Source organism: Atopobium sp. oral taxon 810 str. F0209 (genome assembly GCF_000466405.1).
Taxonomy (GTDB): Bacteria; Actinomycetota; Coriobacteriia; order Coriobacteriales; family Atopobiaceae; genus Olegusella.
In genome coordinates, this window is record NZ_KE952937.1 from 1 (window position 1) to 25,174 (window position 25,174).

General features: G+C 48.4%; 22 protein-coding genes and 1 tRNA gene. All 23 read right to left on the bottom strand.

All coding sequences use genetic code 11. The features are described 5' to 3' along the window. Nucleotides 1-15: 15 nt before the first annotated feature. The 23 genes from HMPREF9069_RS01395 to HMPREF9069_RS01505 all read right to left on the bottom strand — a co-directional run bounded on the left by HMPREF9069_RS01395 (nucleotide 16) and on the right by HMPREF9069_RS01505 (nucleotide 25,138). A complete protein-coding gene (locus tag HMPREF9069_RS01395) occupies nucleotides 16-990 on the bottom strand; it encodes an ATP-binding protein (RefSeq protein ID WP_035438032.1) in 975 nt (324 codons plus the stop codon). Nucleotides 991-1,265: 275 nt separating this feature from the next. After that, nucleotides 1,266-1,341: transfer RNA gene (locus tag HMPREF9069_RS01400), tRNA-Ala, on the bottom strand. Between the two features lie 105 nt (nucleotides 1,342-1,446). Beyond that, a complete protein-coding gene (locus tag HMPREF9069_RS01405; RefSeq protein WP_021625312.1) occupies nucleotides 1,447-3,174 on the bottom strand; it encodes a proline--tRNA ligase in 1,728 nt (575 codons plus the stop codon). A 44-nt stretch (nucleotides 3,175-3,218) separates the two neighbouring features. After that, a complete protein-coding gene (gene ispG, locus HMPREF9069_RS01410) occupies nucleotides 3,219-4,295 on the bottom strand; it encodes a flavodoxin-dependent (E)-4-hydroxy-3-methylbut-2-enyl-diphosphate synthase (protein WP_021625313.1) in 1,077 nt (358 codons plus the stop codon). A gap of 32 nt (nucleotides 4,296-4,327) precedes the next feature. Beyond that, entirely contained in the window at nucleotides 4,328-5,683 is a 1,356-nt protein-coding gene (locus HMPREF9069_RS01415) for a M50 family metallopeptidase (protein WP_021625314.1), read from the bottom strand. Further along, on the bottom strand, nucleotides 5,683-6,882 hold the full coding sequence (gene dxr / locus HMPREF9069_RS01420) for a 1-deoxy-D-xylulose-5-phosphate reductoisomerase (RefSeq protein ID WP_021625315.1): 1,200 nt from the start codon (nucleotides 6,880-6,882) through the stop codon (nucleotides 5,683-5,685). Before dxr ends, HMPREF9069_RS01415 begins: the two co-directional genes overlap by 1 nt. Further along, nucleotides 6,879-7,838 (bottom strand): phosphatidate cytidylyltransferase, encoded by a 960-nt coding sequence (locus HMPREF9069_RS01425; RefSeq protein WP_021625316.1) that lies wholly within the window; start codon nucleotides 7,836-7,838, stop codon nucleotides 6,879-6,881. The genes dxr and HMPREF9069_RS01425 overlap by 4 nt, the downstream gene beginning before the upstream one ends. Beyond that, entirely contained in the window at nucleotides 7,835-8,620 is a 786-nt protein-coding gene (uppS, locus tag HMPREF9069_RS01430) for an undecaprenyl pyrophosphate synthase (protein WP_021625317.1), read from the bottom strand. Before uppS ends, HMPREF9069_RS01425 begins: the two co-directional genes overlap by 4 nt. After that, nucleotides 8,621-9,175, bottom strand: a complete 555-nt coding sequence (gene frr, locus HMPREF9069_RS01435; RefSeq protein ID WP_021625318.1) for a ribosome recycling factor — start codon at nucleotides 9,173-9,175, stop codon at nucleotides 8,621-8,623. It abuts the gene before it with no gap. Then, nucleotides 9,172-9,900, bottom strand: coding sequence for a UMP kinase (gene pyrH / locus HMPREF9069_RS01440; protein WP_021625319.1), 729 nt, complete (start codon nucleotides 9,898-9,900; stop codon nucleotides 9,172-9,174). The genes frr and pyrH overlap by 4 nt, the downstream gene beginning before the upstream one ends. 134 nt (nucleotides 9,901-10,034) lie before the next feature. Next, nucleotides 10,035-10,907, bottom strand: coding sequence for a translation elongation factor Ts (gene tsf, locus HMPREF9069_RS01445; RefSeq protein ID WP_021625320.1), 873 nt, complete (start codon nucleotides 10,905-10,907; stop codon nucleotides 10,035-10,037). 40 nt (nucleotides 10,908-10,947) lie between these two features. Continuing rightward, the gene (rpsB, locus tag HMPREF9069_RS01450) at nucleotides 10,948-11,715 is read right to left on the bottom strand and encodes a 30S ribosomal protein S2 (protein ID WP_021625321.1); all 768 of its coding nucleotides are present in this window, start codon (nucleotides 11,713-11,715) and stop codon (nucleotides 10,948-10,950) included. A gap of 213 nt (nucleotides 11,716-11,928) precedes the next feature. Next, complete coding sequence (locus HMPREF9069_RS01455) at nucleotides 11,929-12,879, bottom strand: tyrosine recombinase XerC (RefSeq protein ID WP_021625322.1); 951 nt, start codon at nucleotides 12,877-12,879, stop codon at nucleotides 11,929-11,931. Then, complete coding sequence (gene trmFO, locus HMPREF9069_RS01460) at nucleotides 12,876-14,261, bottom strand: methylenetetrahydrofolate--tRNA-(uracil(54)-C(5))-methyltransferase (FADH(2)-oxidizing) TrmFO (RefSeq protein ID WP_021625323.1); 1,386 nt, start codon at nucleotides 14,259-14,261, stop codon at nucleotides 12,876-12,878. The genes HMPREF9069_RS01455 and trmFO overlap by 4 nt, the downstream gene beginning before the upstream one ends. A 39-nt stretch (nucleotides 14,262-14,300) precedes the next feature. Next, nucleotides 14,301-15,209 (bottom strand): DNA-processing protein DprA, encoded by a 909-nt coding sequence (locus HMPREF9069_RS01465; protein ID WP_021625324.1) that lies wholly within the window; start codon nucleotides 15,207-15,209, stop codon nucleotides 14,301-14,303. Nucleotides 15,210-15,221: 12 nt separating this feature from the next. Next, nucleotides 15,222-16,715 carry a YifB family Mg chelatase-like AAA ATPase gene (locus HMPREF9069_RS01470; RefSeq protein ID WP_035438035.1) on the bottom strand — a complete coding sequence of 498 codons (1,494 nt, stop codon included), beginning with the start codon at nucleotides 16,713-16,715 and terminating at the stop codon, nucleotides 15,222-15,224. A 1-nt stretch (nucleotide 16,716) separates the two neighbouring features. Further along, nucleotides 16,717-17,130: a YraN family protein gene (locus HMPREF9069_RS01475; RefSeq protein ID WP_021625326.1), complete on the bottom strand. Its 414-nt coding sequence runs from the start codon at nucleotides 17,128-17,130 to the stop codon at nucleotides 16,717-16,719. A 174-nt stretch (nucleotides 17,131-17,304) separates the two neighbouring features. Next, nucleotides 17,305-18,090, bottom strand: coding sequence for a ribonuclease HII (gene rnhB, locus HMPREF9069_RS01480; RefSeq protein WP_021625328.1), 786 nt, complete (start codon nucleotides 18,088-18,090; stop codon nucleotides 17,305-17,307). Between the two features lie 100 nt (nucleotides 18,091-18,190). Next, nucleotides 18,191-18,535, bottom strand: a complete 345-nt coding sequence (gene rplS / locus HMPREF9069_RS01485) for a 50S ribosomal protein L19 (RefSeq protein ID WP_035438037.1) — start codon at nucleotides 18,533-18,535, stop codon at nucleotides 18,191-18,193. Between the two features lie 213 nt (nucleotides 18,536-18,748). Next, a complete protein-coding gene (gene ppdK / locus HMPREF9069_RS01490; RefSeq protein ID WP_021625330.1) occupies nucleotides 18,749-21,478 on the bottom strand; it encodes a pyruvate, phosphate dikinase in 2,730 nt (909 codons plus the stop codon). A 184-nt stretch (nucleotides 21,479-21,662) separates the two neighbouring features. Beyond that, entirely contained in the window at nucleotides 21,663-22,067 is a 405-nt protein-coding gene (locus tag HMPREF9069_RS01495; protein WP_021625331.1) for a kinase/pyrophosphorylase, read from the bottom strand. A gap of 68 nt (nucleotides 22,068-22,135) precedes the next feature. Beyond that, nucleotides 22,136-24,232, bottom strand: a complete 2,097-nt coding sequence (glyS, locus tag HMPREF9069_RS01500; protein ID WP_021625332.1) for a glycine--tRNA ligase subunit beta — start codon at nucleotides 24,230-24,232, stop codon at nucleotides 22,136-22,138. Continuing rightward, nucleotides 24,233-25,138 carry a glycine--tRNA ligase subunit alpha gene (locus HMPREF9069_RS01505; protein ID WP_021625333.1) on the bottom strand — a complete coding sequence of 302 codons (906 nt, stop codon included), beginning with the start codon at nucleotides 25,136-25,138 and terminating at the stop codon, nucleotides 24,233-24,235. Between the last annotated feature and the right edge of the window lie 36 nt (nucleotides 25,139-25,174).

Genomic DNA, 25,174 nt, shown 5'->3' on the forward strand with positions numbered 1-25,174 from the left:
GAATTCTCAATTCGTTTACCATAAAATATCATCTTCAAGTTCGGTATATGACCCCTCTCCGACTTCCCACCTCACGACGCCATTGCCTCCTGGCAAGGACAAGTCGCAGGCACGTATTACATCGCATGTTTCGGGAACCCTTAATATAATGAATGTCCCTGGATAAAAAAGTCCATTGAGTACTTCTTCACCATCACTGGTGATATGTAGGGCCACATTCCTTGTAATAACCCACAAGTGACCGCCTGTAACCTTCGCAAGGTTGGCGGCAAAAGATAACCCCTTCCCGCCGCTTACTTTATTTGAGCCGGCTGGTGCAACACCAAACCATTCTCCCGTATCGACTTGGAACGCCTTTGAAACAAGTTCTCTGTCGGAGAGTCCTGCATAAAGCGGGTTGTCACCCATTGACTTAGCTATTCCAACCCCACAGTCAGCCACACAAACCTCGATATAGTGGTCCTCCGAGTAATACTGCGCTCCAACTATACCGTCTGAATTAGCTCGCGAATGCTGGATGATGTTGTCAATCATCTCGCCAAACGAGAGATCTAACGTATCACCTAGACTTTGGCTAATTTGCAAGTGAGAAATTATGACATCTCGCAACTGAGATGCAATACCGTTTACATCAGCTGTTAGTTCATTAATAGGAACACGTGACAATGGAACAAATCTGCCGGATGGACTGTGACGAGTGAAGTCTTCTTTATGTGCAATATTAAGGACACGGTAATAATTTATTCTTGAAAAATAGCCGTTGGCATTATCGGGAGGAAAATTATATCTTTGCCGCGCGCCATTCGTTTCCCCACAAAGCTGTACAGCAGCAATTGCAGCAATTTTTGAAATTGGGACAAAGGTCGCATATTGCCAGTCTACGTCAACTCCTTCAGATGCATTTTTTGGCATATCAAACTCAGAACAAGCATCATATGCGGGAAAGCGGTCTATTGCTTTGCTCCCAGTCCCAATAGTAATTACGTTCATCACGCTCTCCATCCATCAGATGCAAGATCATTTAAGCGATTAAAGGCAGATTTATAAAAATAGGCTCCCCCGAAACCTTGACGGATGCACGGGGAGTCTGCAAGCCACCTAACAAACAAGAAAGGAAAGCTTATGACATCATCCTACACCTTATTGAAAACATCTCGCAAAGCCACATTTTTGACCAGCTTCAAAAAATTTCATCATTTTTCTGTCACTCTGTGTCACTTCGGCAAGAAACAAGGTCAGAGCTTCGGCTCTGACCTGCGAATTCGTGGTGGAGATAAGGGGGATCGAACCCCTGACCTCATGACTGCCAGTCATGCGCTCTCCCAGCTGAGCTATATCCCCGTGCGTTGGTGCGTTAGTAACTATAGCAGAGCAGAAATTCACGTCAAGCAATCTTTCAAAAAAATTTTGCGATTGCTTGACGCTACAGATTCCTGAAATTCCATACTACTTGGCCAAAAGACCCATACGCGCAGGAACAATCTGCTCACCCAGCCAGACCACAAGCTCATCTAACGCAATATCCTGACGTTTTCCCGTTGCGCGACACTTCACCTCAGCCATACCTGTCTTAAGACCGCGCTTACCAATAACTACCTGCCAAGGGAATCCCATCAAATCTGCTTCGGCAAATTTGACTCCAGGGCGCTCTTTGCGATCATCAAGCAAAACATCCAGACCCGCATCAGCAAGCTTGGTAGCTACATTCTCTGCAGCCTCAAAAACCTCGCCCTTGGCATCTAGAGAGACAACCTCGACCTCATAAGGAGCAACAGAAACAGGCCATACAATACCTGCTTCATCGTGATGTTGTTCAACTACTGCTGCAAGCGTGCGAGAAATACCGATACCATAGCAACCCATAATAAGTGGCTTTTCTTTGCCATCGGCATCAGTAAACGTAGCTCCCATCGCCTCAGAATACTTGGTACCTAGTTGGAATACTTGCCCACACTCAATACCACGAGCTCCCGAAAGCACGTGCCCGCAATTGGGACATGTGTCTCCAGCTTTGGCTGTAATCACATCAACCCACTGGTTAATCTCAAAATCACGGCCCAGCTGAGCAGAGCGCAAATGGTAACCCGTCTCGTTAGCGCCCACAAGCCAAGATGCCGAATTTTTAAGTGCTATATCTGCAGCCACAAAAACGCCTTCAGGCACATTTACTGGTCCCATAAAGCCTTTCTGAAGACCAGCAAGCTCAAGTTCCTCATCAGTCATAAGATGATACTCACCAAAGACATGACTAGTTTTGACATCATTTATCTCATGGTCACCAGGAACCATAACAATCCAAGGTTTACCATCACTATCAATGAGAGCAATTGCTTTGCGAGTTTGCGCCTCGGGTACTCCAAGAAAAGTAGCTAAATCTGCAATACTCGAGATATCAGGTGTCTCAATATGCGTTAACTCAGCCACAGCATCATCAATTACTTCACAGTGAGCTGTTGCAGCCTCCGTATCAGCTGCAAAACCACATTCATCGCAATAGACAAGCGCAGCTTCGCCCGCATCAGCCAATGCCATATACTCAACGGAGGTATCACCACCGATTTGGCCAGAGTCAGCAGCTACAGGCAGCGCACGCAAACCACAACGCGCACAGAAGCGCGCATAGGCGTTTTTCTGCTCGTCATAACACTCTTGTAGCGACTCTTGGGTAGCTGAGAAAGAATAACCGTCTTTCATGATGAACTCGCGGCCGCGCATCAAACCAAAGCGAGGACGTAACTCATCACGAAATTTATCCTGAATCTGATAGAGTGTTACAGGCAACTGCTTGTAGCTACGAAGCTCGCTACGCACCAAGTCGGTAAAAGTCTCCTCATGAGTGGGACCAAGGGCAAATTCACGGTCGTGGCGGTCTGAAAAACGCATGAGCTCCGGACCATAAGCGTCCCAGCGGCCAGACTGATGCCAAAGTTCAGCGTCAGTCAGAATAGGCGCCATCATCTCTTGGGAGTTGATTGCCTCCTGCTCTTCGCGACAGATATTTTCAATCTTGCGGATAGAGCGCCAAGCAAGGGGCAAATACGCATAAAGCCCTGCAGCTTCTTTGCGAATCATACCTGCACGCAAAAGGAGTCGATGACTCGCAAGCTCAGCCTCTGTAGGATCTTCCTTGAGAGTCGGAGCATAGAGGCGCGACATCCTCATGTAGTTCATCATCCAAAAATCCTTCCGTTCAAAACATAAGCTCACCCATACTAGCCTTAAGCTTCGGGCCAGCGTTGGGCAATTTCAGCAAACAGCTCTTCGACAATATCTTTTTCAGCTACTTTGCGGATGGGTTCACCTTTGGCAAACAGCATCGCTGTTCCCCTACCGCAAGCAACACCAATATCAGCGCTGCGCGCCTCTCCCGGACCGTTCACCACACAACCCATAACTGCTACAGAAATGGGTATGCGTAATGTCTGCAGACGATCCTCAACTTTGCGAGCAATCTCAATAAGATTGACTTGAGTGCGACCACAGGTAGGGCAGCTCACAAGCTCAGGATGAAGACGACGAATTCCCAACGAAGAAAGGATATCCCAACCCACACGTACTTCCTCTACAGGATTTGCTGTCAAAGAAACACGCATTGTGTCACCGATACCTTCGGCAAGCAGAGTTCCCAGTGCTATAGCGCTTTTGACTGTGCCTTGACGAGCAGTACCTGCTTCGGTCACACCAATATGCAGAGGCACTTCAGGCAGCGCTTGCGAGAGCATACGATTGACTTCAATGGTTTCGGGTACTCCATGGACTTTTGCTGAAAGCACAAAATTGTTAAAACCACGCTCTTCAAAATGCTGAGAAAAGCTCACAGCACTTTCGACAAGCTTCTGAGGTAGATTCAAATCCTCTCGAGCGTCTACTTCCCTATCCAGAGAGCCTGCGTTGACACCAATACGAATTGCAGTACCAGCAGTACCTGCCTCATCAATGACTGCATCAACGCGATCAAAAGAACCAATATTGCCCGGGTTAATGCGAATAGCAGCTGCTCCAGCATGAATAGCTGCAATAGCAAGCTTGTAGTCAAAGTGGATATCTGCCACTACAGGCAAAGAACTCTCCGCACAGATACGTTCAAATGCAGGAATGGCTGCAGCATATGGCAAAGTTACGCGCACAATTTCACACCCTGCTGTTGCAAACTCATCAATTTGCTGAAGTGTGGCCTTTGCATCATCTGTTTTTGTATTGCACATTGACTGCACCGATACAGGTGCACCAGCGCCAACCGCAACAGAGCCCACCATGACTCGACGTGTCTTGTTATGAGGAAGCTCACCACTCATACCTCTCCCCTTTAAACATCTAAGCTGTGATATTAGTGAATGATGAAATGAAAAACGTCATTACCAACAGCAAAGACAAATAGTGCCAGCAACAACGCAAGCCCGATATAGCTCAAAATAGCCTTTGCCTTGAGGGATAAAGGTCTCTTAATAATTGCCTGAATTATTTCAATCAAAATCTTGCCACCATCCAAAGGGGGAATGGGCAACAGATTCATAAAGCCTAAAGACATTGAAATTAACGCAGCAAACATGAGCAAGCTGTGAATACCAGAATGTGCTGCTTCAGATGCCATAACCGAAATGCCAACTACTGAGGATGACTGAGAGAGCACTTCAACTGTGTGCTGGGGCATGATAAGGCGTGCAGCAGAGTCTGCAATTATCTGGACATACGACCAAGCCATATGCGATGCTTCAAAAAAATTGGGATAGATATGCACGGTCTTAGCAGCAATACCAATCAACTTGACACTTCCATCACGTGGCAAATCGATAGTGGTTTTTTGTTGCTTGCCAGCACGTTCATAGCTCAACTCAAAAGGCTGAGGATTTTTAAACTCTTTGCCTAGAGCATCGACAATCTCTGGCCAATTTTGTACTGCGATATCATCAATCGCGGTAATTTTATCGCCCGCCTTAAGGCCAGCTTTTTGTGCCAAGCTATCACTGGTCACACCCCCAATTTCATTGGTACCAGATGCGACCTCAAAGCCTGTTGCCATGGAAACACCCACAACAACCAAAAAGGCCAAAACAATATTGACTGCGGGACCTGCAATAAGACAGAAGAAACGCTTAAAGAAGCCCTTCCCATCGTAGGTACGAGCACGTTCAAACTCAAGAGCTGCCTTTGCATCGACAAGAGGACGTGCCTCCCCTTCTGCTGTACTACCTTTAAGCTCAAAGTTGTGTCCACGATCATATTCAGTAAGCATTTGAGGATCACGAGCAAGCGTACTTGCGACCAATACGCTTTTTTCACCCTGCTCGAGCATGCCACAATCACGAAGAGCGGCCCAATCAAATAAAATGTTCAGATTGGCTTCAACTTCTTCTTCATCGATGGCAAGGGCATCGGCAATCTGAGCTGAGTCAGTACGACCTTGCTTTTGCACATAAGCAAAAACTTCAGATAAATGTTTATCACCAGAATTTTCCATACCACAAATCCTGGTATAACCACCTAATAACAGTGGAGTAACACCAAATTCTGTGCCATATTTTTTTGACTTCTTTGCCAAGTGAAAGCGGCTGGGCATACCCAAATAAAACTCTGTGACACGCATACCACAGGCTCGTGCTGCAAGAAAATGCCCTGCCTCATGGACAGTCACAAGTACAGAGAGAATAAGAAGTCCCCAAAATGCCGCAGATACAGCTCCCATTAAGCGCCACACCTCTCAAGAATATTTGTGGCACGCCTGCGAGCTTCTGCATCGATAGTGACAAGTTGCTCGATACTTTCAACAACGCTACTATCCATCTCATCCATAACGGAGCGGATAATATGCTCGATATCAAGGAAACCACAGCGACCCTGACGAAAAGCGAGATTCGCTATTTCATTGGCTGCATTCATAATGCAAGGAGCAGTGCCACCCTGCTTGCCTGCACGTTTTGCCAAAGCGAGGCAACCAAAAGTATCCTCATCAGCTTCACCAAAGCTCATGGCCGGAACACTACACCAGTCAATACGAGGAGCAGGAGTTTCCCAGCGCTCAGGATAGCTTAGTGCATATTGGATGGGTAGACGCATATCAGACGGTCCAAGCTGAGCCATGACAACACCATCGCTGAACTCTACCATCGAGTGAATACGACTTTGTTGCTGAATAAGTACACGCACCTGATCAATCGAGACCTCAAAAAGCTGATGCGCTTCAAGTACTTCAAGACCCTTATTGGCAAGTGTAGCCGAATCAATCGTAATCTTAGGTCCCATAGCCCACGTGGGGTGTGCTAAAGCATCTGCAGCTTTTACACCTGCTAACTCTTCACGTTTTTTGCCATAAAAAGGACCTCCTGAACAAGTAAGCCATAGGCAATGTATATCGCGCGTACGCTCACCTACCAAGCATTGGAAGATAGCGCTATGCTCAGAATCAACAGGAATAAGCTGACCTGGCCCTGCGAGAGGCATTAAAAGGTCTCCGCCACAAACAATAGACTCTTTATTGGCATAAGCAAGAATTTTTTTTGCCTTAAGTGCTTCATATCCACAACGAATGCCTGCAAATCCAACTACAGCCGACACGACACAATCAACTTCAGAAAGAATAGCGAGTTCTGTTGAAGCGTCATCATCTGAAAAGATTTGACAGCCTACAGGCAGGCCATCAAGTACGCCATCATGTGCATGAGATCTATCGCCTATACCTACGTATTTAACGCCAAATTCACGCGCTGCCGAGACAAGTTTGTCAGTTGCAGACCATACCGAAAGTGCAACAATCCGCAATTTATCAGCGTGCTGTCGACAAACATCTAAAGTTTGAGTTCCAATAGAACCCGACGCGCCCAAAACTGCTACACGCAGTGGGCGCGGACGAGGATTCTTGGGTAATGTATCTTCAAAGATACTCACAAAATGCCTCCTAACAACAAGGCGGCCCAAGCAACAGTTCCCGCAAAAAGCATGGAATCAGCTCTATCGAGCATTCCCCCATGCCCGGGAATAATATTTCCTGAATCTTTAACGCCAACGCCGCGTTTGATGCGCGATTCAAATAAATCTCCCACAACAGCAGAAATACAGACAAGCAACCCTACAGCAATTGCTAGTCCAAAATGCATACCGCGAACATGTAGGATTGCAAGGATAATCCAAGGAACAATACCGCCGACCATACCGCCCCAAAAACCTTCGATAGATTTCTTGGGAGAAATCTGGGGGGCTAGCTTATGCTTGCCAAAGCGTGATCCCACAAAATAAGCAAGAGCATCGTTGAGCCATACCGAACCCATAACAGCAAACGTAAAAAAAGCTCCTGTATTGCCAGGGTCAACGCAACGAATAGCGACAATGCTGGCATACATGAGCGAGGTGTAAATGGGTCCAAAGACTGACAGTGCAACATCTGCTGCTGTTGCGCGTGGCGTCAACACATACCAAATAGCATTCGCCATAATAAGCAAAAAAACTGCCAATACTAGATATGAATACTTACCAGTCAAAGGTACCAGCGGAAAAAGGGCGGCTGCCGTAAGACCAATAAGTTCATTGGGCATACGACCCGCCATACGTACCATGCGAAAAAACTCGGAACAACAAAGCCATGCCATTAAAGCAACAATGACAGCAGTAGGAATTGTGCCCAAATACAAGCAGACGAGAATGGTAATTGCATAGATAGCACCAGACAATGTGCGTTGCAACACCTTTTCAGCATTACCGCGCGCTATCTGTCCACGAAGCTTGCCTTCTGCACGCGAAGACGCAGTTGACTTGCGATGTGCCTCAAGACGAGCAATACCCGCGTCAATGCCACGATTGCGAGTATTACTTTGCTTGTTTGTATTGGAGTTGTCTTCGCTACTCACTTATTAACCACTCCCCCAAAGCGCCTGCTGCGATTTTGGAACGCATGAATTGCCCTTAGCATGTCCCAACGCGTAAAATCAGGCCAATAGGTATCTGTTACATAAAACTCGGTATAGGCTAGCTGCCATAGCAGATAGTTTGACAGGCGTTTCTCACCTGAGCTACGAATAAGAAGTTCGGGATCAGGAAGACCTGCAGTATATAGTCGCGAGGCAAACATATCGTTATCGATATCATCTGCAGAAAGCTTGCCATTCTCTACGTCTTGAGCCAAAAGACGAGCAGCGCGAACAATCTCAGCACGCGAACCATAATTCACTGCCAAAGCAAAGGTCATACCTGTGTGATCAGCTGTTTCTGCAAGACCTTTTTGGAACACCTTATACGTCTCACGAGGTAATGCTTCAAGATCGCCAAAAAAACGCAGTCGTACATTCTCTTGATGGAATAAAGGAAGTTCTTTAACCAAAGTTGTTGCAAATAGATGCATCAAGAGATCAACTTCGCGTTGAGGTCGACGCCAATTTTCAGTAGAAAAAGCATAGACCGACAGGACATCAAAACCCAAACGCACGCTAGTAGTAACTGCCTCGCGTAAGGAATCAACGCCTGCCACATGGCCCTTTGTACGATCTAAACCTCGCGCCTGTGCCCAACGTCCATTACCATCCATGATGATGGAGACATGACTTGGAATACGAGTTAAGTCAACATCATCAAGATTGATATCGGAAGGAGCATCACCGTAATAGGCACGAAGCTTTGCTTCGTCACGCTCCACTTAGATCTCCATCACTTCAGCAGTCTTGGCCTTAAGCAGCTCGTCGACTTTTCTAGTGTAATCATCAGTGAGTTTTTGAATAGCTTTCTTAGTGCGATTGGCTTCATCCTCGGGCAAGTCATCCTCTTTTTGAGCACGATCAACACGAGTATTAGCATCACGGCGCGCATTACGGATAGCAATTTTCGCTTCTTCAGCAAGTTTGCTGCAGTCTTTTGAAAGCTCGCGACGACGCTCTTCGGTCGGCTTAGGGAAAGGAAGACGTATTGCTACACCATCCTCGTTAGGGGTGATACCCAAATCCGAAGCCTCAATGGCCTTAACAATAGCATGCAGCGCACTCTTATCCCAAGGTTCCACGACAAGGAGAGACGCCTCAGGAACCTTTACGGCTGCTACCTGTGTAACAGGCGTTGGCTGACCATAATAATCAACCTTAATTGGATCAAGCACGTGGGGGTTTGCCCTGCCCGTGCGCACCTTTGCAAAGCCAGTTACAAGACTGTCAATGCACCTGTCCATGTGCTTGTTGGCATAATCGGTAAACTCACTCATTGTGCGTCCTCCTCGATAACGGTAGTTCCTACAGGCTCGCCGCGGAGGGCACGGTCAAAAACACCCTCTTCGTCGAGGCTAAAAACCATAATTGGCATGTGATTATCATGGCAGAGCGCCGTGGCAGTGGCGTCCATAACTTTGAGGTCACGGGTAAGAACCTCGTTGTAGCTGATGGTGTCAAACTTAATCGCTTCCGGATGCGAGACGGGATCTTGGTCGTAGATACCATCTACCTTGGTAGCCTTCATCAAAACGTCGGCACCAATCTCACAAGCACGCAGTGCAGCTGCAGTATCAGTGGTGAAATATGGATTACCTGTACCAGCAGCAAAAATCGTAATCCTACCTTTTTCTAAATGACGAATAGCACGGCGTCTGATATAGGTTTCAGCTACAGAGCGCATCTCGATAGCACTCATCACACGGCAATCCATACCAGCCTTTTCAAAAGTGTCCTGGAGAGCCAGCGAATTTATAACCGTGGCAAGCATGCCCATATTGTCGCCCTGAGCGCGATCCATGCCAGCCGCAGCACCCGTAAGACCGCGAAAAATATTGCCGCCACCAACCACGATGGCAATATCAACACCAGCCTCATAAGCAGGTTTTATATCGCGAGCAATACGCTCAGGAACACTTGGGTCAATGCCAAATTCCTTTGAACCCATCAGTGCTTCTCCAGAGAGTTTGAGCAGCACCCTGTCATATTTATATTCAGACATATGACCTCCTCGTATCCTGGTACGACATTTTAACAAAGTTATTAAAGCTAACGCATTTCCCATAGGTGGGCGGTAGAGTCTCGTTGCATAAAAAAAGGGCCGACTTGCGCCGGCCCCCTAACGTGTATAAAAGCTTACTCAGTCTCACCAAAAGCATATCTCTCAAAGCCGAGAATCTCGATGGTATCATCTGCGGCCTTGGAAACCTTCTTTGCAAGCTCACTGATGGTGACATCAGAATCCTTGATAAAGACTTGCTCGGTAAGGACGTTTTCCTTGTAATACTTGTTAACACGACCCTCGATCATCTTTTGCTGAACAAACTCAGGCTTACCAGACTCAGCGGCCTGTGCAGCATAAATGGTTTTCTCACGTTCAAGCAGGTCGGCGGGAACATCCTCACGGCGTGCAGCAACAGGGTCGGCAGCAACAACCTGCATGGCAACGTCATGCGCAAAAGCTTTGAAATCCTCATTTGCAGCAGTCTCTGCTTTAGCAAAAGAGAAGGACACAAGGTCTGCAAGCTTGCCACCAAGATGGATATAGCTAGCAAGAGCGCACGTGGAAGTCATACGCTTAAAACGAACAATCTTCATGTTCTCGCCGATGACATGAATCATCTCGGTAAGCTCGGACTCAACGGTACCCTCGCCCATTGCGCAAGCCTTAAGTGCATCGACATCTGCAGGGTCGTTTTCAGCAACGACCTTGGCAAGATCGGCAGCAAAGCCAGTAAACTTGGGGTTGGTGCCCACAAAGTCGGTTTCGCAGGTAAGCTCAAGCAGTGCACCAGTCTTGCCATCCTCGGACACGTACGTAGCAACAGTACCCTCATTGGTAGCACGACCAGAACGCTTTACTGCCTTGGCTACACCCATCTCACGAAGAACGTCAATTGCGCGCTCAATATCGCCATCAGCTTTCACAAGAGCCTTTTTGCACTCCATCATCGGGGAGTTTGTCATCTCGCGGAGCTGCTTAACAAGAGCAGCGGTAATCTGTGCCATGGTGACCTCCTTTAAGGGTCTATTTGTTGGTTGGTCTGAATTACTCTGCAGCAGGAGCTTCGGTGGCCATCTCAGCCTCAACGGAAGCGGCATCTTCGCCTGCCATCTCAGCAGCAGTCATTTGCTCCTTGCCAGAACCAGCAAGAACTGCATCAGCAGCAAGCTGGCACATCAAATCAACGGAACGAATAGCATCATCGTTTGCAGGAATGCCGTAATCAATCACGTCAGGGTCAGAGTTGGTATCAAGAAGACCAACAACGGGGATGTGAAGACGGTTGGCCTCCTTGATGGCAATCTCCTCGCGCTTAGTATCAACAACAAAGAGTGCCTGAGGCAGGGCGCGCATATCACGAACACCACCAAGGTTACGCTGCAGTTTCTCGAGCTCCTTGGTAAGCACGGCCTGCTCTTTCTTGCCACGACGAGCCATGTCACCAGTCTCAACCATAGCCTCGAGCTGTTCCATACGATCAATACGAGAACGCATGGTTACAAAGTTGGTGAGCATGCCACCAAGCCAGCGCTGATTGATGTAGGGCATACCAGCGCGAGCAGCTTGAGTAGAAATAGGCTCCTGAGCCTGCTTCTTGGTACCAACAAACAAAACATTGCCACCCTTAGCAGCAGTCTCCTTGAGGAAGGTATAGGCTTTGTCAGCGTCAAAAAGGGTTTGCTTTAGATCGAGAATGTAGATGCCATTGCGCTCACCAAAGATATAAGGCTTCATCTTTGGGTTCCAGCGACGGGTCTGGTGACCATAGTGGCAACCTGCATCAAGTAAGGTCTGAATAGTAATCTTAGCCATCTTTAACCTCCATTGGTTGATCCTCCGCGTGGTGTCATCCCCTTAAGCCACCTAGGTTATGGCTGTAGCCTAGGCACCATGGCTTTTGGGTGGCCACGCGTGTGAAATATACTGTGCGGACGCACAGCAATTAGACAGTATAACAGCTTAGCTAAGCAGCACCAAGCTCACATTGAGAGCAATTTTGCCATCACAAGGCGCCCAAATCCGCAACTAATCTGCCCTTGGATGTGCCTGGCGAGCCGCCTCTTTGAGACGATCTATTGAAAGATGTGTATAAATTTGAGTCGTGGAAAGATCCGCATGCCCCAAAAGTTCTTGAACAGAACGTATATCTGCTCCCCCTGAAAGCAGCTCTGTAGCATATGAGTGGCGCATAGCATGAGGCGTAAGTGAAGGATCAAGACCTGCCAGCTTGATATAGTGCGAAAAACGTACCCTCAACGCATCTGCACTCATACGCTTACCACGTGTAGAGATAAATACCGCCTGCCTATCAGCATCGCTTTGTACTTTCGCCTTTGCTAACAGCGCTGGACGCGCGAATTGATAATAGTCAAGCAAACGCTTAATAGCTTCAGGATAAAGTGGAACGATACGTTCCTTGGAACCTTTTCCAAAAAGACGAGCTTGTTTAAGATCCAAATCGATGTCAGATATATTAAGGGCAGATATTTCTGAGATACGTCCCCCTGTCGCCGCTAATAATTCTAAATAAGCACGGTCACGTATTCCCTCACTACTGCTGAGATCACAAGCAGCAAGAAGTTTTTCTACTGAAGCAGCATCAAGCGTATGAGGCAAAGTCTTTGCTCTTTTAGGACTCGCAACAGCTGCAGCACAATCTTTTTCGGTAAAACCCTCTCTCACAAGCCAACGATATATATCGCGGATAGCAGAAAGCCTCCGGTCAATGGTAGATGGGGCATAGCGCGCACGTACCTGCTCGGCAAGCCAAGAACGAATTTGACGGTGAGAGACTTCAAGTCCATCAATCTGCTGACGCTCAAGCCAGGCACAGTATGCTTCCAAATCACCTTGATAAGCACGTAGTGTATGAACAGAAAGATTGCGAACGTCTTTAAGATAGGTTAGGTACTGCTTGACCAATACTGAAAAATCTTGCTGCCCTTGCTGTTCTTTCTGAGCGTCTATAGAATTCATGCGTCCTCATGACCTTCCACAGAGGCATTTTCCCAGTTTGTATCAGGCCATGTACCTGCATACTTACCAAAAAGGTCTTGTCGATTTTGTACAAAGACTTCCATATCTGTTTTTGCACGTTTGGCATATGCAGCATAGCGTTCTCGCTTTTTGAGACGCGGACCATCCAATGGAGGTACGATGCCAAAATTAACATGCATGGGCTGGTAATCAACACAAAAGGGATCTGAAGCGTAGTGTACCAACGAACCAAATGCTGCGGTTGGTGGCAACTCTGGAGCTGCAAGGCCTTTAAGGGCTGCATAGGTATTGAGTGCCGCAAACAGACCCGAAGCAATCGCCTCGGTATAGCCCTCGGTACCCGTAATCTGCCCTGCAAGACGAATTTGGGTTCCAGGTACGCAAAAACCGCGTTCTAGCACATGTGGACTGTCCACAAAACTATTTCTATGCATAACGCCATAACGGAAAAACTCTGCATGTTCAAGACCTGGTATAAGACGAAATATTCGTTTTTGCTCACCCCAGTTAAGGTTGGTCTGAAAACCTACAAGGTTATAAGCAGTTTTATTGACGTTCTCCGCACGTAACTGAACTGCTGCCCAAGGGCGATGACCTGTGCGAGGATCGGTCAAACCTACAGGTTTAAGCGCTCCAAACCTCAAGGAGTCAATACCACTACGGGCTACTTCTTCAATAGGCTGACAGGCACTAAAGAGATCCTTTTGTTCAAAATCGCGAGCAATCACACGTTTGGCTGAGATAAGCTCTCCTACAAGCTGCTCGTATTCTTTTTTGTTTAAAGGACAGTTGAGATAATCACCACTACCTGCTTCTTCATAACGTGACTGACTAAAAATAATTTCTTTATCAAGAGACTCCGCATCAACAATAGGAGCGGCCGCATCATAAAACGACATACGACTTGCCCCAAGCTTTTCTGAAAGTGCCTCAAAGAGTGACTGTGAGCAAAGAGGACCTGCAGCAATAACTGCATAGCCCTTCGGAAGATTCGTTACTTCTTTGCGAACAACTTCAATAAGAGGCTCAGCTTCAATGGCAGCATTGACTAGCTGCGAGAATTGCTCCCTATCAACTGCAAGCGCTCCACCTGCTGGTACGCTTGCTTTAAGGGCAAGTTCAATCAAGGCAGAACCCATGAGCACGAGTTCACGTTTGAGCAACCCCGCCGCACTATCAGCTCGAAGAGATTTAAGAGAGTTGGAACAAACAAGCTCAGCAAAATCTGACGTTCTGTGTGCAGGAGATAGCACTTGAGGACGCATCTCATAAAGCCTCACAGCGATACCACGACGCGCAAGTGTCAACGCACACTCACTACCTGCAAGACCTCCGCCAACAATATCAACAACTACTGCCATATAGGATCAACCAATCAAAGAAGGCTCATCGAAAAACGGTCATAGGTGACCTGTATTTTGTCCAATTCTAGCGCGTGTATTCAAATAGTCAGCAGTAGGAGCATAACGACCATCAGGAAGTCGCTCAACAATATTTTTGGTCTCATACTCAGAAAGTGTCCGCAAAAGCGTGAGGGGATCCATGCCTAAAGTCGTAGCCAGCTCATCAGGTCGCGTAGCAGAGGCAATGAGAGCAGACAGCACTCTCCCCTCCTCTGCAGGTATTTGTCCTGTCCAGGCGCGGAGACAGCCAAAATCAAGAGCAATCATGGCTTCTAAATCTTGCTCACTGCATACCATTGCGGCACCATCGGCAATAAGGCGATTCGTACCAACTGATTGGGGCGAAAAAATTGAGCCAGGTACTGCATAAACTCTTCGTCCTAAATTTGTCGCAACCTCGGCTGTACTAGTAGTCCCCGAACGAACACCTGCCTCACACACAAACAAAACCTCTCCTAAAGCTGCAATGAGCTGATTACGTTTAGGAAAAGCCCAACGTTTGGGAGGTCGACCCCAACACTCCATAGAAACTATCGCACCACCCTGGGCTAGGGCCCCCTCAAAGACGTCACGTGAACTGTCTGGATACACAAGATCGGCACCTGTTCCACAGACCACTATGGTCTTTCCACCAGCGGCAAGAGCTGCACGTGCCGCGGCACTATCGCAACCACGTGCACCACCAGAAACTACGCAAAGTCCGCACTCAGCGGCAACACGTCCTGCCATGCGTGAAGCTGCAATACCATAAGGAGTTGCCTGCCGGGCACCCACTACAGAGAGTTTTCGTTCTGCTAATACATCTAGGTCACCATACACATAAAGAGTATCTGGAGGCTTTTCTAACAATTCTAATTCTGTGGGATATGCTTCATCTCCTAAGTGCAATTCATGACTTGTATACATACTTTTGCCTCTCTATGAACTCATCGTACGATACGAACATGCTTCGATAATGTCAGTACTGTTTACTTCATCCCGACAGTCCAAATCTGCAATTGTCCTTGCTACTCTTACAACTCGTGAAATAGCTCTACCTCCAAAAGACTTTCTTCGAGCAATATCTTCCAAGGTGTTTTGAGCTTTAAGATCGAGTGCGGCAATTTCAGCGAGGCTGCTTGTATGCAATTTTTCATTACGTGCAACTCTCCATGCGCAAAACTCTCGAGCTTGACAGACAATCTCTTTCATCTGAGTAGAACTTGTACCTAACTCCCCTTGAATAACGCGCGATTCCTTAGGTCGTGTCACATTAACCTGCAAATCAATACGATCCATTAAAGGGCCGCCAATACGTCCTTGGTAGCGAGTGATTTGCCCAGGACTACAGGTACATACATGCCCTAAATCACCCAGATAACCACAGGGACATGGGTTGGCAGCAGCAACTAATTGAAAGGCACAGGGAAATCTATAAATACCATCTACGCGAACAATACGCACTTCTTTATCTTCAAGGGGCTGGCGTAAGGCTTGCAGGGTAGCTGGAGCAAATTCTGGCAGCTCGTCCAAAAACAAAATGCCATGATGGGCTAACGATACCTCGCCAGGCATAACAGGTCTGCCACCACCCACCATGCCTGCATATGAAATAGAATGATGAGGTAATCTAAAAGGGCGAATCATTTGAAAACCCTCAGCTAGGGGTTCTCCTGCCAAGGAATGAATAAGCAGCACCTCTGTCTGTTCTTCCGCAGCTAAGCTTGGGAGTATAGTGGGTAGGCGCTTGGCAAGCATGGTTTTCCCTGCCCCAGGAGGGCCCACCATGAGTAAACCATGGCCGCCTGTAGCAGCCAAGCAAAAAGCACGTTTGGCTATCTCTTGGTCTATAACATCGGCAAAATCAAGGCTATTTGACAGCTTTGGGGTTTCTAAAAACTGAGTTTGCTTGTCATAAGCTAATCGGTCCACCCCCTGTTTAAGCTGGTTCAAGCTTGTGAGTACCTTCATATGTGATGCCAAATTTGCTGGTAAAGCCTCTCCTGCCCCCGATATCAACTCCAAACCCATTTCATTGGCAAGAAGCGCATAAGCGACCATTCCTCGTACAGCAGCTACCCCACCATCCAATGCGAGTTCCCCCACAAAAAGGCAGTTATCTAGATCTGTATGGGGAATTTGTCCGGTAGCAGCAAGAGTTGCTACCGCTATAGGTAAATCCAAACCACTCCCCCGCTTTTTCAGTTCTCCAGGAGCAAGATTGACCGTAATATGGAGTCGTGGCAATTCATAGGCAGATGCCTTACAAGCACAGCGCACGCGTGGCCGCGCTTCCAAGACTGCGGAATCAGGCATACCAACAATGGTCATCCCAGGAATTCCAGCAGCAAGAGATACCTCTACGGTTACAGGAAGAGCTTCGGCTCCCCTAATAACTGCTGTATGTACTGCAAATCGAGACTGTGTTGCCATTTTATTCATCCCACACATAAGCATGGGGAATGTAGCGTACATGGGCGTTGTGCTGACCATATACGTTAAGTGCAAGCACGCTAAAATACACCTGTGTCTCAAGAGAATGAGCGCTGAGATACATCAGCGCAATATCGCGATAGCGATGTTGCTTGGCCTGATTAACTGCCTCTTCAGGATATATCGCTGAAGCTTCCTTGGTGGTATATCGTGTTTTCACCTCAACGAGGTGAATATGCTTCTTATCATCAATCGCAACGATATCTGCCTCTCCAGCAGAACAAATCCAATTACGCTCTACAATTTTTAGGCCAATAGTTTTTTCTAAATAACGACAAGCTAAGCACTCACCTAGATGACCTAGCTCCTTTGAAGTCAACTCTGAAATTGGTTTTTCACGCTCTGCTGCTTCCAAAATTTCTCCCTTCTCGGTCCCTCATAAGACTTTGAAGAAAGCAACTTGGATTTTGCTTGTTACCAAGCTGACCTTCAGCTGCAAGCAGTCTTGCAATTGCAGCTGCATAACAAGGCAGTCCAGCAGTAATATCTCAACTGACAAGAATCGCAAAAGTGTGGCACAAAAATATTCTTAAAAAAGCGATGGCATTTCCACAAAGTTGCTGCAAAAACTTACACGATGAAGAGGTGTGAGTCCAAATCGCTTAATTGCGGCAATATGTTCTGCAGAACCATAGCCTTTACAAGAAGCAAAGTTGTATTCAGGATAACTTTTGCCATACTCAATCATCAGTTGATCTCGTGTCACTTTGGCAACAATCGAGGCTGCGGCAATTGAGGCAATCTTTGCATCGCCTTTAACAATCGTACGCTCCTTGGGATGAGCATGAACGGGATTTCCATCAATCAAAACAGAGTCTGGTTCAACCCCTGTATCAACAATAGCTTCACTCATTGCTTGTCTAAGCGAAGCTGCCATACCCTGTTTATCGATTACATCAGCAGGTATATGGGAAATACCTATAGAAACTGCCACGGTCTGAATTCGTAAAGCAAGCTCGCGTCTCTGCTGGGGACTCAGTTGTTTGGAGTCATTAACACCCAAAATCTCTGGCTCATCTGGCAATACCACTGCTGCCACGGTCAAAGGTCCTGCTATTGCGCCTCTACCCACCTCATCTACACCCACAATGATGCCTGAGCCACCAAGTTCTCTCTGCAGGCGATACATCCCCTGCACACGGCTGCATTCCTGCAAGAAATGTTCTTGACGCCTACGTGCACTTTTTACCGCTTGTTGCACCTGACTCCTCGGATCTTCTGCGTAGCGAGAAATCAAGTCATCTAGTTCATCATGAGAGGCAGTTTTAAAAAGCCCCGCTATCTCTCGTGCTGTCGCAGCATGCTCCACAGACATCCTCCCTCATTTTATTCAAATAAAATGTAGCACAGCAAGCCCATAGCACAAAAAAGCCGCCCCGAAGGACGGCTGAAGCACTCTTTTTGTTGCACTAAAACTAGATACGCTTCTCGCGAAGACGAGCAGCCTTGCCAACGCGATCGCGGAGGAAGTACAGCTTTGCACGGTGTACTTGACCATGACGAACAACTTCGAGCTTTGCAATCTTGGGAGAGTGCATGGGGAATGTACGCTCAACACCAATGCCAAAGCTAAGCTTACGAACCGTAAAGGTCTCGCGAGCACCTTCGCCACTAATGCGAATAACATCACCCTGGAAGACCTGCAGACGCTCGCGCTCGCCTTCCTTAATGCGGTAATGCACCTTGACGTTATCGCCAACGATGACGGTGGGGATATCCTCACGAATCTGCTGACGCTCAATCGCCTTGATGTAGTCCATGAAACTTCCTGTCTTCTCGTCCAGAGGTGCCGCCAACTCAAGCACGGCACATGGCATGTTTACACACTGTGAGTCATTTTAAGCGTTTATCAAGCCCCTTACAAGTACCAATAAAGGTTTTTGTCTGCCGTATCACATAAGCTACGTGCAATTTCACAAAAAAGAGGAGCCCCGAGAGGCTCCTCCCAAAATCAGTTTGATGCAAAAATCAAACTAGTCAAGCTTGGCTTGTGCTGCCGCAAGGCGTGCAATAGGCACACGGTAGGGCGAGCAAGAGACATAATCTAAGCCGAGCTTGTAGTACATGTGAATAGACTCAGGGTCACCACCGGTCTCGCCGCAGACACCACAAACAATGTCAGGATTGCCCTCATGACCGCCCTCAACACCAAGCTTAACGAGCTTAGCAATGCCAGGATCGAGTGTCTCGAAGGGGTTGGACTTGAGAATCTTACGGTCAAGATACTGAGGAACAAAAGCAGACTCAACGTCGTCACGAGAGAAGCCAAAGCCCATCTGAGTGAGGTCATTGGTGCCGAAGGAGAAGAAGTCGGCATGCTTTGCAATGTCATCAGCGATGACAGCAGCGCGAGGAATCTCAATCATGGTGCCAACGGGGATGGAGAGCTCGACACCCTCTGCCTCGCTCACAGCCTTGATTTGAGCCTCAACCTGAGCGCGAACCTGCTCGAGCTCGGTCTCAAGAGAGACAAGAGGAATCATGATCTCAGGCTGAGGATCGAGCCCCTCCTTCTTGAGCTGAGCCATAGCGGTGGCGATTGCACGGGTCTGCATATCATTGAGCTCGGGATAGACGATGCCCAGACGGCAACCACGCAGGCCAAGCATGGGGTTGGCTTCCTGATAGCTGTCAAGCTTCTTAAGGAGAGCTTTACCCTCGCTGACATCCTCGCCCTTTGCCTCAGCGCGTGCGAGAGACACCTCAAGCTCACGCGGGGACTCCAAGAACTCATGCAGGGGGGGATCAAGCAGACGCACGATGACAGGTAGACCATCCATGGCCTTGAACATCTCGTAGAAGTCGCCAATCTGAGCCTCATACAGCTTGGCAATAGCCTCGTCCTTGGTTGCCTGATCCTCGGCAAGGATAAAGGACTGAATAAGCTGCTTGCGGTCACCCAAGAACATGTGCTCGGTACGGTCAAGACCGATACCAGTTGCACCAAACTCACGGGAGAGCTTTGCGTCAGCAGGGTTGTCAGCATTGGCGCGAACCTTGAAGACGCGACCAAGGGACTCGTCATTAGAAATCTCGTCAGCCCACTCGAGGATGGTACCTAGGTCACCAGCGAGCTCGGGGCGAACCAACTCAACGGCACCGAGGATGATATTACCCGTGGAGCCATCAATGGAGATGACGTCGCCTTCCTTCAAAACGATGTCGGTACCAGCAATGGTAGCTTCCTTCTTGGCGACATCAATCTGGAGGGACTCGCAACCACATACGCATGGTGCACCCATACCACGAGCAATAACTGCTGCGTGAGAGGTCTTGCCACCATGGGAGGTCAAGATGCCCTCAGCGGCAACCATACCGGCAAGGTCATCGGGAGTGGTCTCCCAGCGAACGAGAACACAGGGCTTGCCAGCTTCTTTATAAGCAACAGCGTCAGCAGAGGAGAAGACGACAGCGCCTACGGCTGCACCAGGAGAAGCGTTCATACCCTTAGCAACGACATCATACTTTGCCTTGGAGTCAAACTGAGGGTGGAGCAGCTGATCAAGCTGATCGGGAGCAACGCGGGAAACAGCGGTCTTCTTGTCGATACGGCCCTCTTCAACCATCTGGATAGCAACACGAAGTGCAGACAGAGCAGTACGCTTGCCAACACGAGTCTGCAGCATCCAAAGCTTGCCCTGCTCAATGGTGAACTCGAGGTCCATCATGTCGGCGTAGTGATCCTCAAGAATCTCGAAGACACGGAAGAGTTCCTTGCCTGCCTCCTCAAGACCGGGGACATGAGGAAGATCGGCGATAGGCTCAGTGTTACGAATACCAGCAACAACGTCCTCGCCCTGAGCATTGACTAGGAAGTCACCGTAGCGCTCATTGGTACCATCAGCAGGGTTGCGGGTAAATGCAACGCCAGTAGCAGAGGTGTTGCCCTTGTTACCAAAGGCCATGACCTGCACGTTGACAGCAGTACCAAGCTCATCGGGAATCTTGTTCTGCTTACGGTAAAGGATGGCGCGCTCGGTATTCCAAGAACCAAAGACTGCCTGCTCGGCAAGACGGAGCTGCAGGATGGGGTCGTGGGGGAAAACAGCCTTGCCGTCAACCTCAATCTCAGGATACTTCTCGACATCAACGTTATCAGCAAAAATCTGCTTGAACGTAGCAACAAGCTCTTTAAGGTCATCAGCATCGAGCTCAGTATCAAGCTTAACGCCCTTCTCGGCCTTCTTGGCATTGATGGCATCCTCGAAGAGCTGACCAGAAACGCCCATAACTACGTCAGAGAACATCTGGACAAAACGACGGTAGGAGTCGTAAGCAAAACGGGGATTGTCAGTCTGCTTGATAAGACCCTGAACAGAGTCATCATTCAGACCAAGGTTCAAAACCGTATCCATCATGCCAGGCATGGAGAAAGGAGCGCCGGAACGCACTGAAACCAGCAGAGGATCCTCAGCGTCACCGAGCTTCTTGCCCATACGCTTCTCGAGATCCTTACGGTACTCGTCAATCTCGTCGAGTACACCTTCAGGCCAAACATTGCCTGCGCCAGAATACTCAACACAAGTCTGGCAGGAAATAGAAAATCCTGGGGGAACAGGAAGACCAATATTGGCCATCTCGGCGAGGTTTGCACCCTTACCACCAGTAATCCACTTTGCCTTGTCGACGGTCTCGCCTGCGACCTCAGTCACATTCTTACCGTTTTCGTCAAAGCCGAACCGGTACACGTGCTTTTCAGCCATACGCACTCCTTGATTCGTTGCTTTGGGCAGCCAAAGCTACCCCTGTACCAACAACAGCATGATAGCGCAATCCAGCACTTAAGCTGAATTCAAATTAATAAAGCCAGACATACAGACCATCATTTCCGCACTACGAGGAAATATTGGCCTGCTGTCTAGCTCAATTTTTCACAATATGAGCAGGTTATGCGAGCTCTTGCACAGAAATTTCTGCACGATGACCACTGATACTTGCGGGCTCAGAACCCGTAAGGCTAGCAATAACCGTGATGGAAGGACCGAGCAAGTCAACAGAAGGAATACCCCTACTGTCGAGCTCGCGCCTAATATCACGGCGAAGATTCTTATCAGCGATCGTGTGGAAAACAGCCGTAGGTGTATCCTCTTCGCGATTCTTGTCAAGGTAGTCACAAACCATCTCAACATTGTTTACATTGCCCAGCTGCTTAACAACAATCGCGCCATCCTCAAACTGGTCAGCCGCAGCCTCTACGACGCCGACCGCAGTCTTGCCGCGAGCGTCAGAGAGAACGAATACGACGGGAAGGGGCTCTTCCCCAATCTCCTCACCGATGAAGTCCTCAGGCATGAATGCGTTCCTTCCTCTCAAACCGGACCTTTGTGTCCGACTTTGTACACATGACAATGCGTGCATACCTAGCGTTTGCGGGAAAGTACTCCGATATCCGCCACGTCTGCGAAGACATTTGCAAAGCGGTTTAACAGCCGAAGCCTATTCTCCCTTAACTTAGTGTCCTCGTCCATGACAAGTACGTCATCAAAGAATCGGTCGATGGGCTCTCTTAATGCCGCGAGAGAGCGACAAGCCCCCTCATAGTCACCTGAAGCCAACGCTTTCTCCACATTCTGTTCACCTTCACAACAAGCTTGGAGCAAGACAGATTCGGATTCAGTAAGTAAAGTTTCGTCAACTTCAATACCCAAATTCTTGTCAGCAAGATGCGCAGCACGGGCGTATGCCACCGCCAAATCATCAAAAAGTTCAGGCTGGCTTGAACGCGCCTCATCAAGAGCATGAGCGCGAGCAAAGAATTCCGCAGGGTCAATTACACCTACCGCAGAAACAGCATCAATGGTGTCTGGAGCAATACCATCTTTTTTGGCCATAGCAGCAAGACGACCTGCAAAAAACTTGACAACATCCGTCTCAACTTCAGCCACATCAAAACTAATACCCTGTGCAGCAAGGCTAGAAAGCGCACAATGAATAAGTTTGCGAAGCTCAAGCTTGGGCAAAACCTTAAGAATAGCAATCACGCCAATTGCTGCACGACGCACGGCAAAGGGGTCTGCAGAGCCTGTGGGCGGCTCACCAATGGCAAACATGCCACAAGCGGTATCAATTTTGTCAGCCAATGCCACAAGCTGCCCAACAACACCAGAAGGCAATTTGTCGCCTGCAAAACGAGGACGATAGTGTTCACGAATTGCATCAGCAATATCAACAGGCTCCCCCGCTGCCTCAGCGTAGTAGCCGCCCATAACACCTTGCTGACTTGTAAACTCAATAACTGCTTGGCTCACAAGGTCTGCCTTGGCAAGATGTGCAGCGCGTTGTGCCTTCTGCGCCAGTTCTTCATTAGCATCCAACTGATGTGCAGCTGCCAAAGCAAGAGCTTCCATACGCTCAACCTTTTGACGCATGCTACCTAGCTTCTCTTGGAAGACAACTTGGCTCAAACGCTCAACAAATTCATCCATCGGAACCTTAAGGTCCTCATCATAGAAGAACTTTGCATCGTCAAGACGAGCCCTAACCACACGCTCATTACCATCGATAACCGTTGCAGCACAGCGAGGGTCAGCATTGCTAACAACAACAAACTCGCAGGTAAGTTTGCCATTCTTGTCATAAATAGGGAAATAACGTTGATTGGAAAGCATGGACTCACAGATAATCTCATGAGGAACAGCAAGAAACTCCTCATCAAACTTACCCACAATAACCGAGGGCCACTCACAAAGGTTGACAACCTCTTGGAAAGTAGCGCGAGGCGTATCAACATGTGCGCCACCACGCTCAGCTTCAATTTGAGCAATACCCTTACGAATAACCGCTGTACGCTCTTCTTCACCAAGTACACAAGCAGAGCGCAGAACATCTTCGTAAAGCTTGGGCTCGGCGACTACATGCTCGCCCGCACCTAACACGCGATGACCACGGGTTGTATTACTGCTTGTCACGTCACCATAAGTTACATCTATAACTTCACTACCCAGAAGAGCGCAAATCCAGCGAACTGGACGCACAAAGCTCACGTGCTCAGAACCCCAGCGCTGACTACGGTAGTTAGGCCATTCAAGATGCGAGATGATGTGCTCACATAGTTGGGTCAGCAGAGGCTCTGCCGGACGAGATTCTTCGTGAATCTCGGCAAAGACATACTCGTTGCCATCGGCATCTACATGCCGCCTCAGCTGCTCAGCATTCACGCCTTGTTTACGAGCAAATCCAAGAGCTGCTTTGGTAGGATTGCCCTCTGCATCAAAGGCAATGCGTGCAGCGGGTCCACGACGAGACTCATTGCGCTCCTCGGTAGCACAAGCAACGTCTGCCACCAGAGCAGCTAGTCGACGCGGCGTCGAGATAATACGTACCTTGCCGTGAGACAACCCAAGCTCATCAAGACCTTCGTCCACTAGTTTTCCCAGCTGAGCAACGGCGTTGGAAAGAGGGGCGGACGGCATTTCCTCAGTACCAATTTCGAGAAGAAAATCCTTCTTATCAGCCATTTAGGCCACCTCCTTCTTTTCTGCATCAGACTTGCTTGCAACCTCTGCCAAATATGACTCGCAGCAGGCTTTGGCAAGTGTGCGCACGCGAAGAATATAGTTTGCACGCTCAACAGCAGACAGTGCTCCACGAGAGTCAAGCAGATTAAAGGCATGGCTGCACTTCATAACGCAGTCATAGCCAGGAAGCGGCAACTTGCGGTCAAGGCAGGCGTGGCATTCCCTCTCGTAGTCATCAAATTTCTGTCTCATCATAGGAACATCGGCAACCTCAAAGTTGTATGCCGAAAACTCACGCTCATTTTCAAGGAAGACATCACCGTATTTGATAGCAGTGCCGTCAGGCAGCCAACTCCATACCAAGTCATAAACCGAATCAACCTGTTGGGCATACATAGCAATACGCTCAAGGCCATAGGCAATCTCAACGGGAACAGGGTCAACTTCAATACCACCCACCTGTTGGAAGTAGGTAAATTGAGTAACCTCCATGCCATCCATCCAGACTTCCCAACCCAAGCCCCAAGCACCTAGCGTAGGACTTTCCCAGTCATCCTCAACAAAACGGACGTCATGCTCTGCAGGGTCAAGGCCAATTGCTGTAAGCGATCCCAAATATAGCTCCTGAGAATCAGCAGGGCTAGGCTTGAGTACTACCTGGAATTGATAGTAATGCTGCATACGATTGGGATTCTCACCATAACGTCCATCAGCAGGACGGCGGCAAGGCTGCGGATAGCAGGTGCGCCAAGCAGCGGGCCCCAAGCTACGTAGCAAAGTGGCGGTATGAAAGGTACCAGCACCAACCTCGCTATCGTAAGGTTGCATAACCGTACAACCCTGATCTGCCCAATAATGTTCAAGGGCCAAGATCATATCTTGGAAGCTTAGTGGAGTAGTACTCATAGTCCTGCTTTCCTCTCGTTAACTTCTTTGTACGGC

Bases quoted from the DNA above. Each gene is read 5' to 3' on its own strand.
- HMPREF9069_RS01395 (WP_035438032.1), bottom strand. From the start codon at position 990: ATGAACGTAATTACTATTGGGACTGGGAGCAAAGCAATAGACCGCTTT.
- HMPREF9069_RS01405 (WP_021625312.1), bottom strand. From the start codon at position 3,174: ATGATGAACTACATGAGGATGTCGCGCCTCTATGCTCCGACTCTCAAG.
- ispG (WP_021625313.1), bottom strand. From the start codon at position 4,295: ATGAGTGGTGAGCTTCCTCATAACAAGACACGTCGAGTCATGGTGGGC.
- HMPREF9069_RS01415 (WP_021625314.1), bottom strand. From the start codon at position 5,683: ATGGGAGCTGTATCTGCGGCATTTTGGGGACTTCTTATTCTCTCTGTA.
- frr (WP_021625318.1), bottom strand. From the start codon at position 9,175: ATGAGTGAGTTTACCGATTATGCCAACAAGCACATGGACAGGTGCATT.
- pyrH (WP_021625319.1), bottom strand. From the start codon at position 9,900: ATGTCTGAATATAAATATGACAGGGTGCTGCTCAAACTCTCTGGAGAA.
- tsf (WP_021625320.1), bottom strand. From the start codon at position 10,907: ATGGCACAGATTACCGCTGCTCTTGTTAAGCAGCTCCGCGAGATGACA.
- rpsB (WP_021625321.1), bottom strand. From the start codon at position 11,715: ATGGCTAAGATTACTATTCAGACCTTACTTGATGCAGGTTGCCACTAT.
- HMPREF9069_RS01455 (WP_021625322.1), bottom strand. From the start codon at position 12,879: ATGAATTCTATAGACGCTCAGAAAGAACAGCAAGGGCAGCAAGATTTT.
- trmFO (WP_021625323.1), bottom strand. From the start codon at position 14,261: ATGGCAGTAGTTGTTGATATTGTTGGCGGAGGTCTTGCAGGTAGTGAG.
- HMPREF9069_RS01465 (WP_021625324.1), bottom strand. From the start codon at position 15,209: ATGTATACAAGTCATGAATTGCACTTAGGAGATGAAGCATATCCCACA.
- HMPREF9069_RS01470 (WP_035438035.1), bottom strand. From the start codon at position 16,715: ATGGCAACACAGTCTCGATTTGCAGTACATACAGCAGTTATTAGGGGA.
- rnhB (WP_021625328.1), bottom strand. From the start codon at position 18,090: ATGTCTGTGGAGCATGCTGCGACAGCACGAGAGATAGCGGGGCTTTTT.
- rplS (WP_035438037.1), bottom strand. From the start codon at position 18,535: ATGGACTACATCAAGGCGATTGAGCGTCAGCAGATTCGTGAGGATATC.
- ppdK (WP_021625330.1), bottom strand. From the start codon at position 21,478: ATGGCTGAAAAGCACGTGTACCGGTTCGGCTTTGACGAAAACGGTAAG.
- HMPREF9069_RS01495 (WP_021625331.1), bottom strand. From the start codon at position 22,067: ATGCCTGAGGACTTCATCGGTGAGGAGATTGGGGAAGAGCCCCTTCCC.
- glyS (WP_021625332.1), bottom strand. From the start codon at position 24,232: ATGGCTGATAAGAAGGATTTTCTTCTCGAAATTGGTACTGAGGAAATG.
- HMPREF9069_RS01505 (WP_021625333.1), bottom strand. From the start codon at position 25,138: ATGAGTACTACTCCACTAAGCTTCCAAGATATGATCTTGGCCCTTGAA.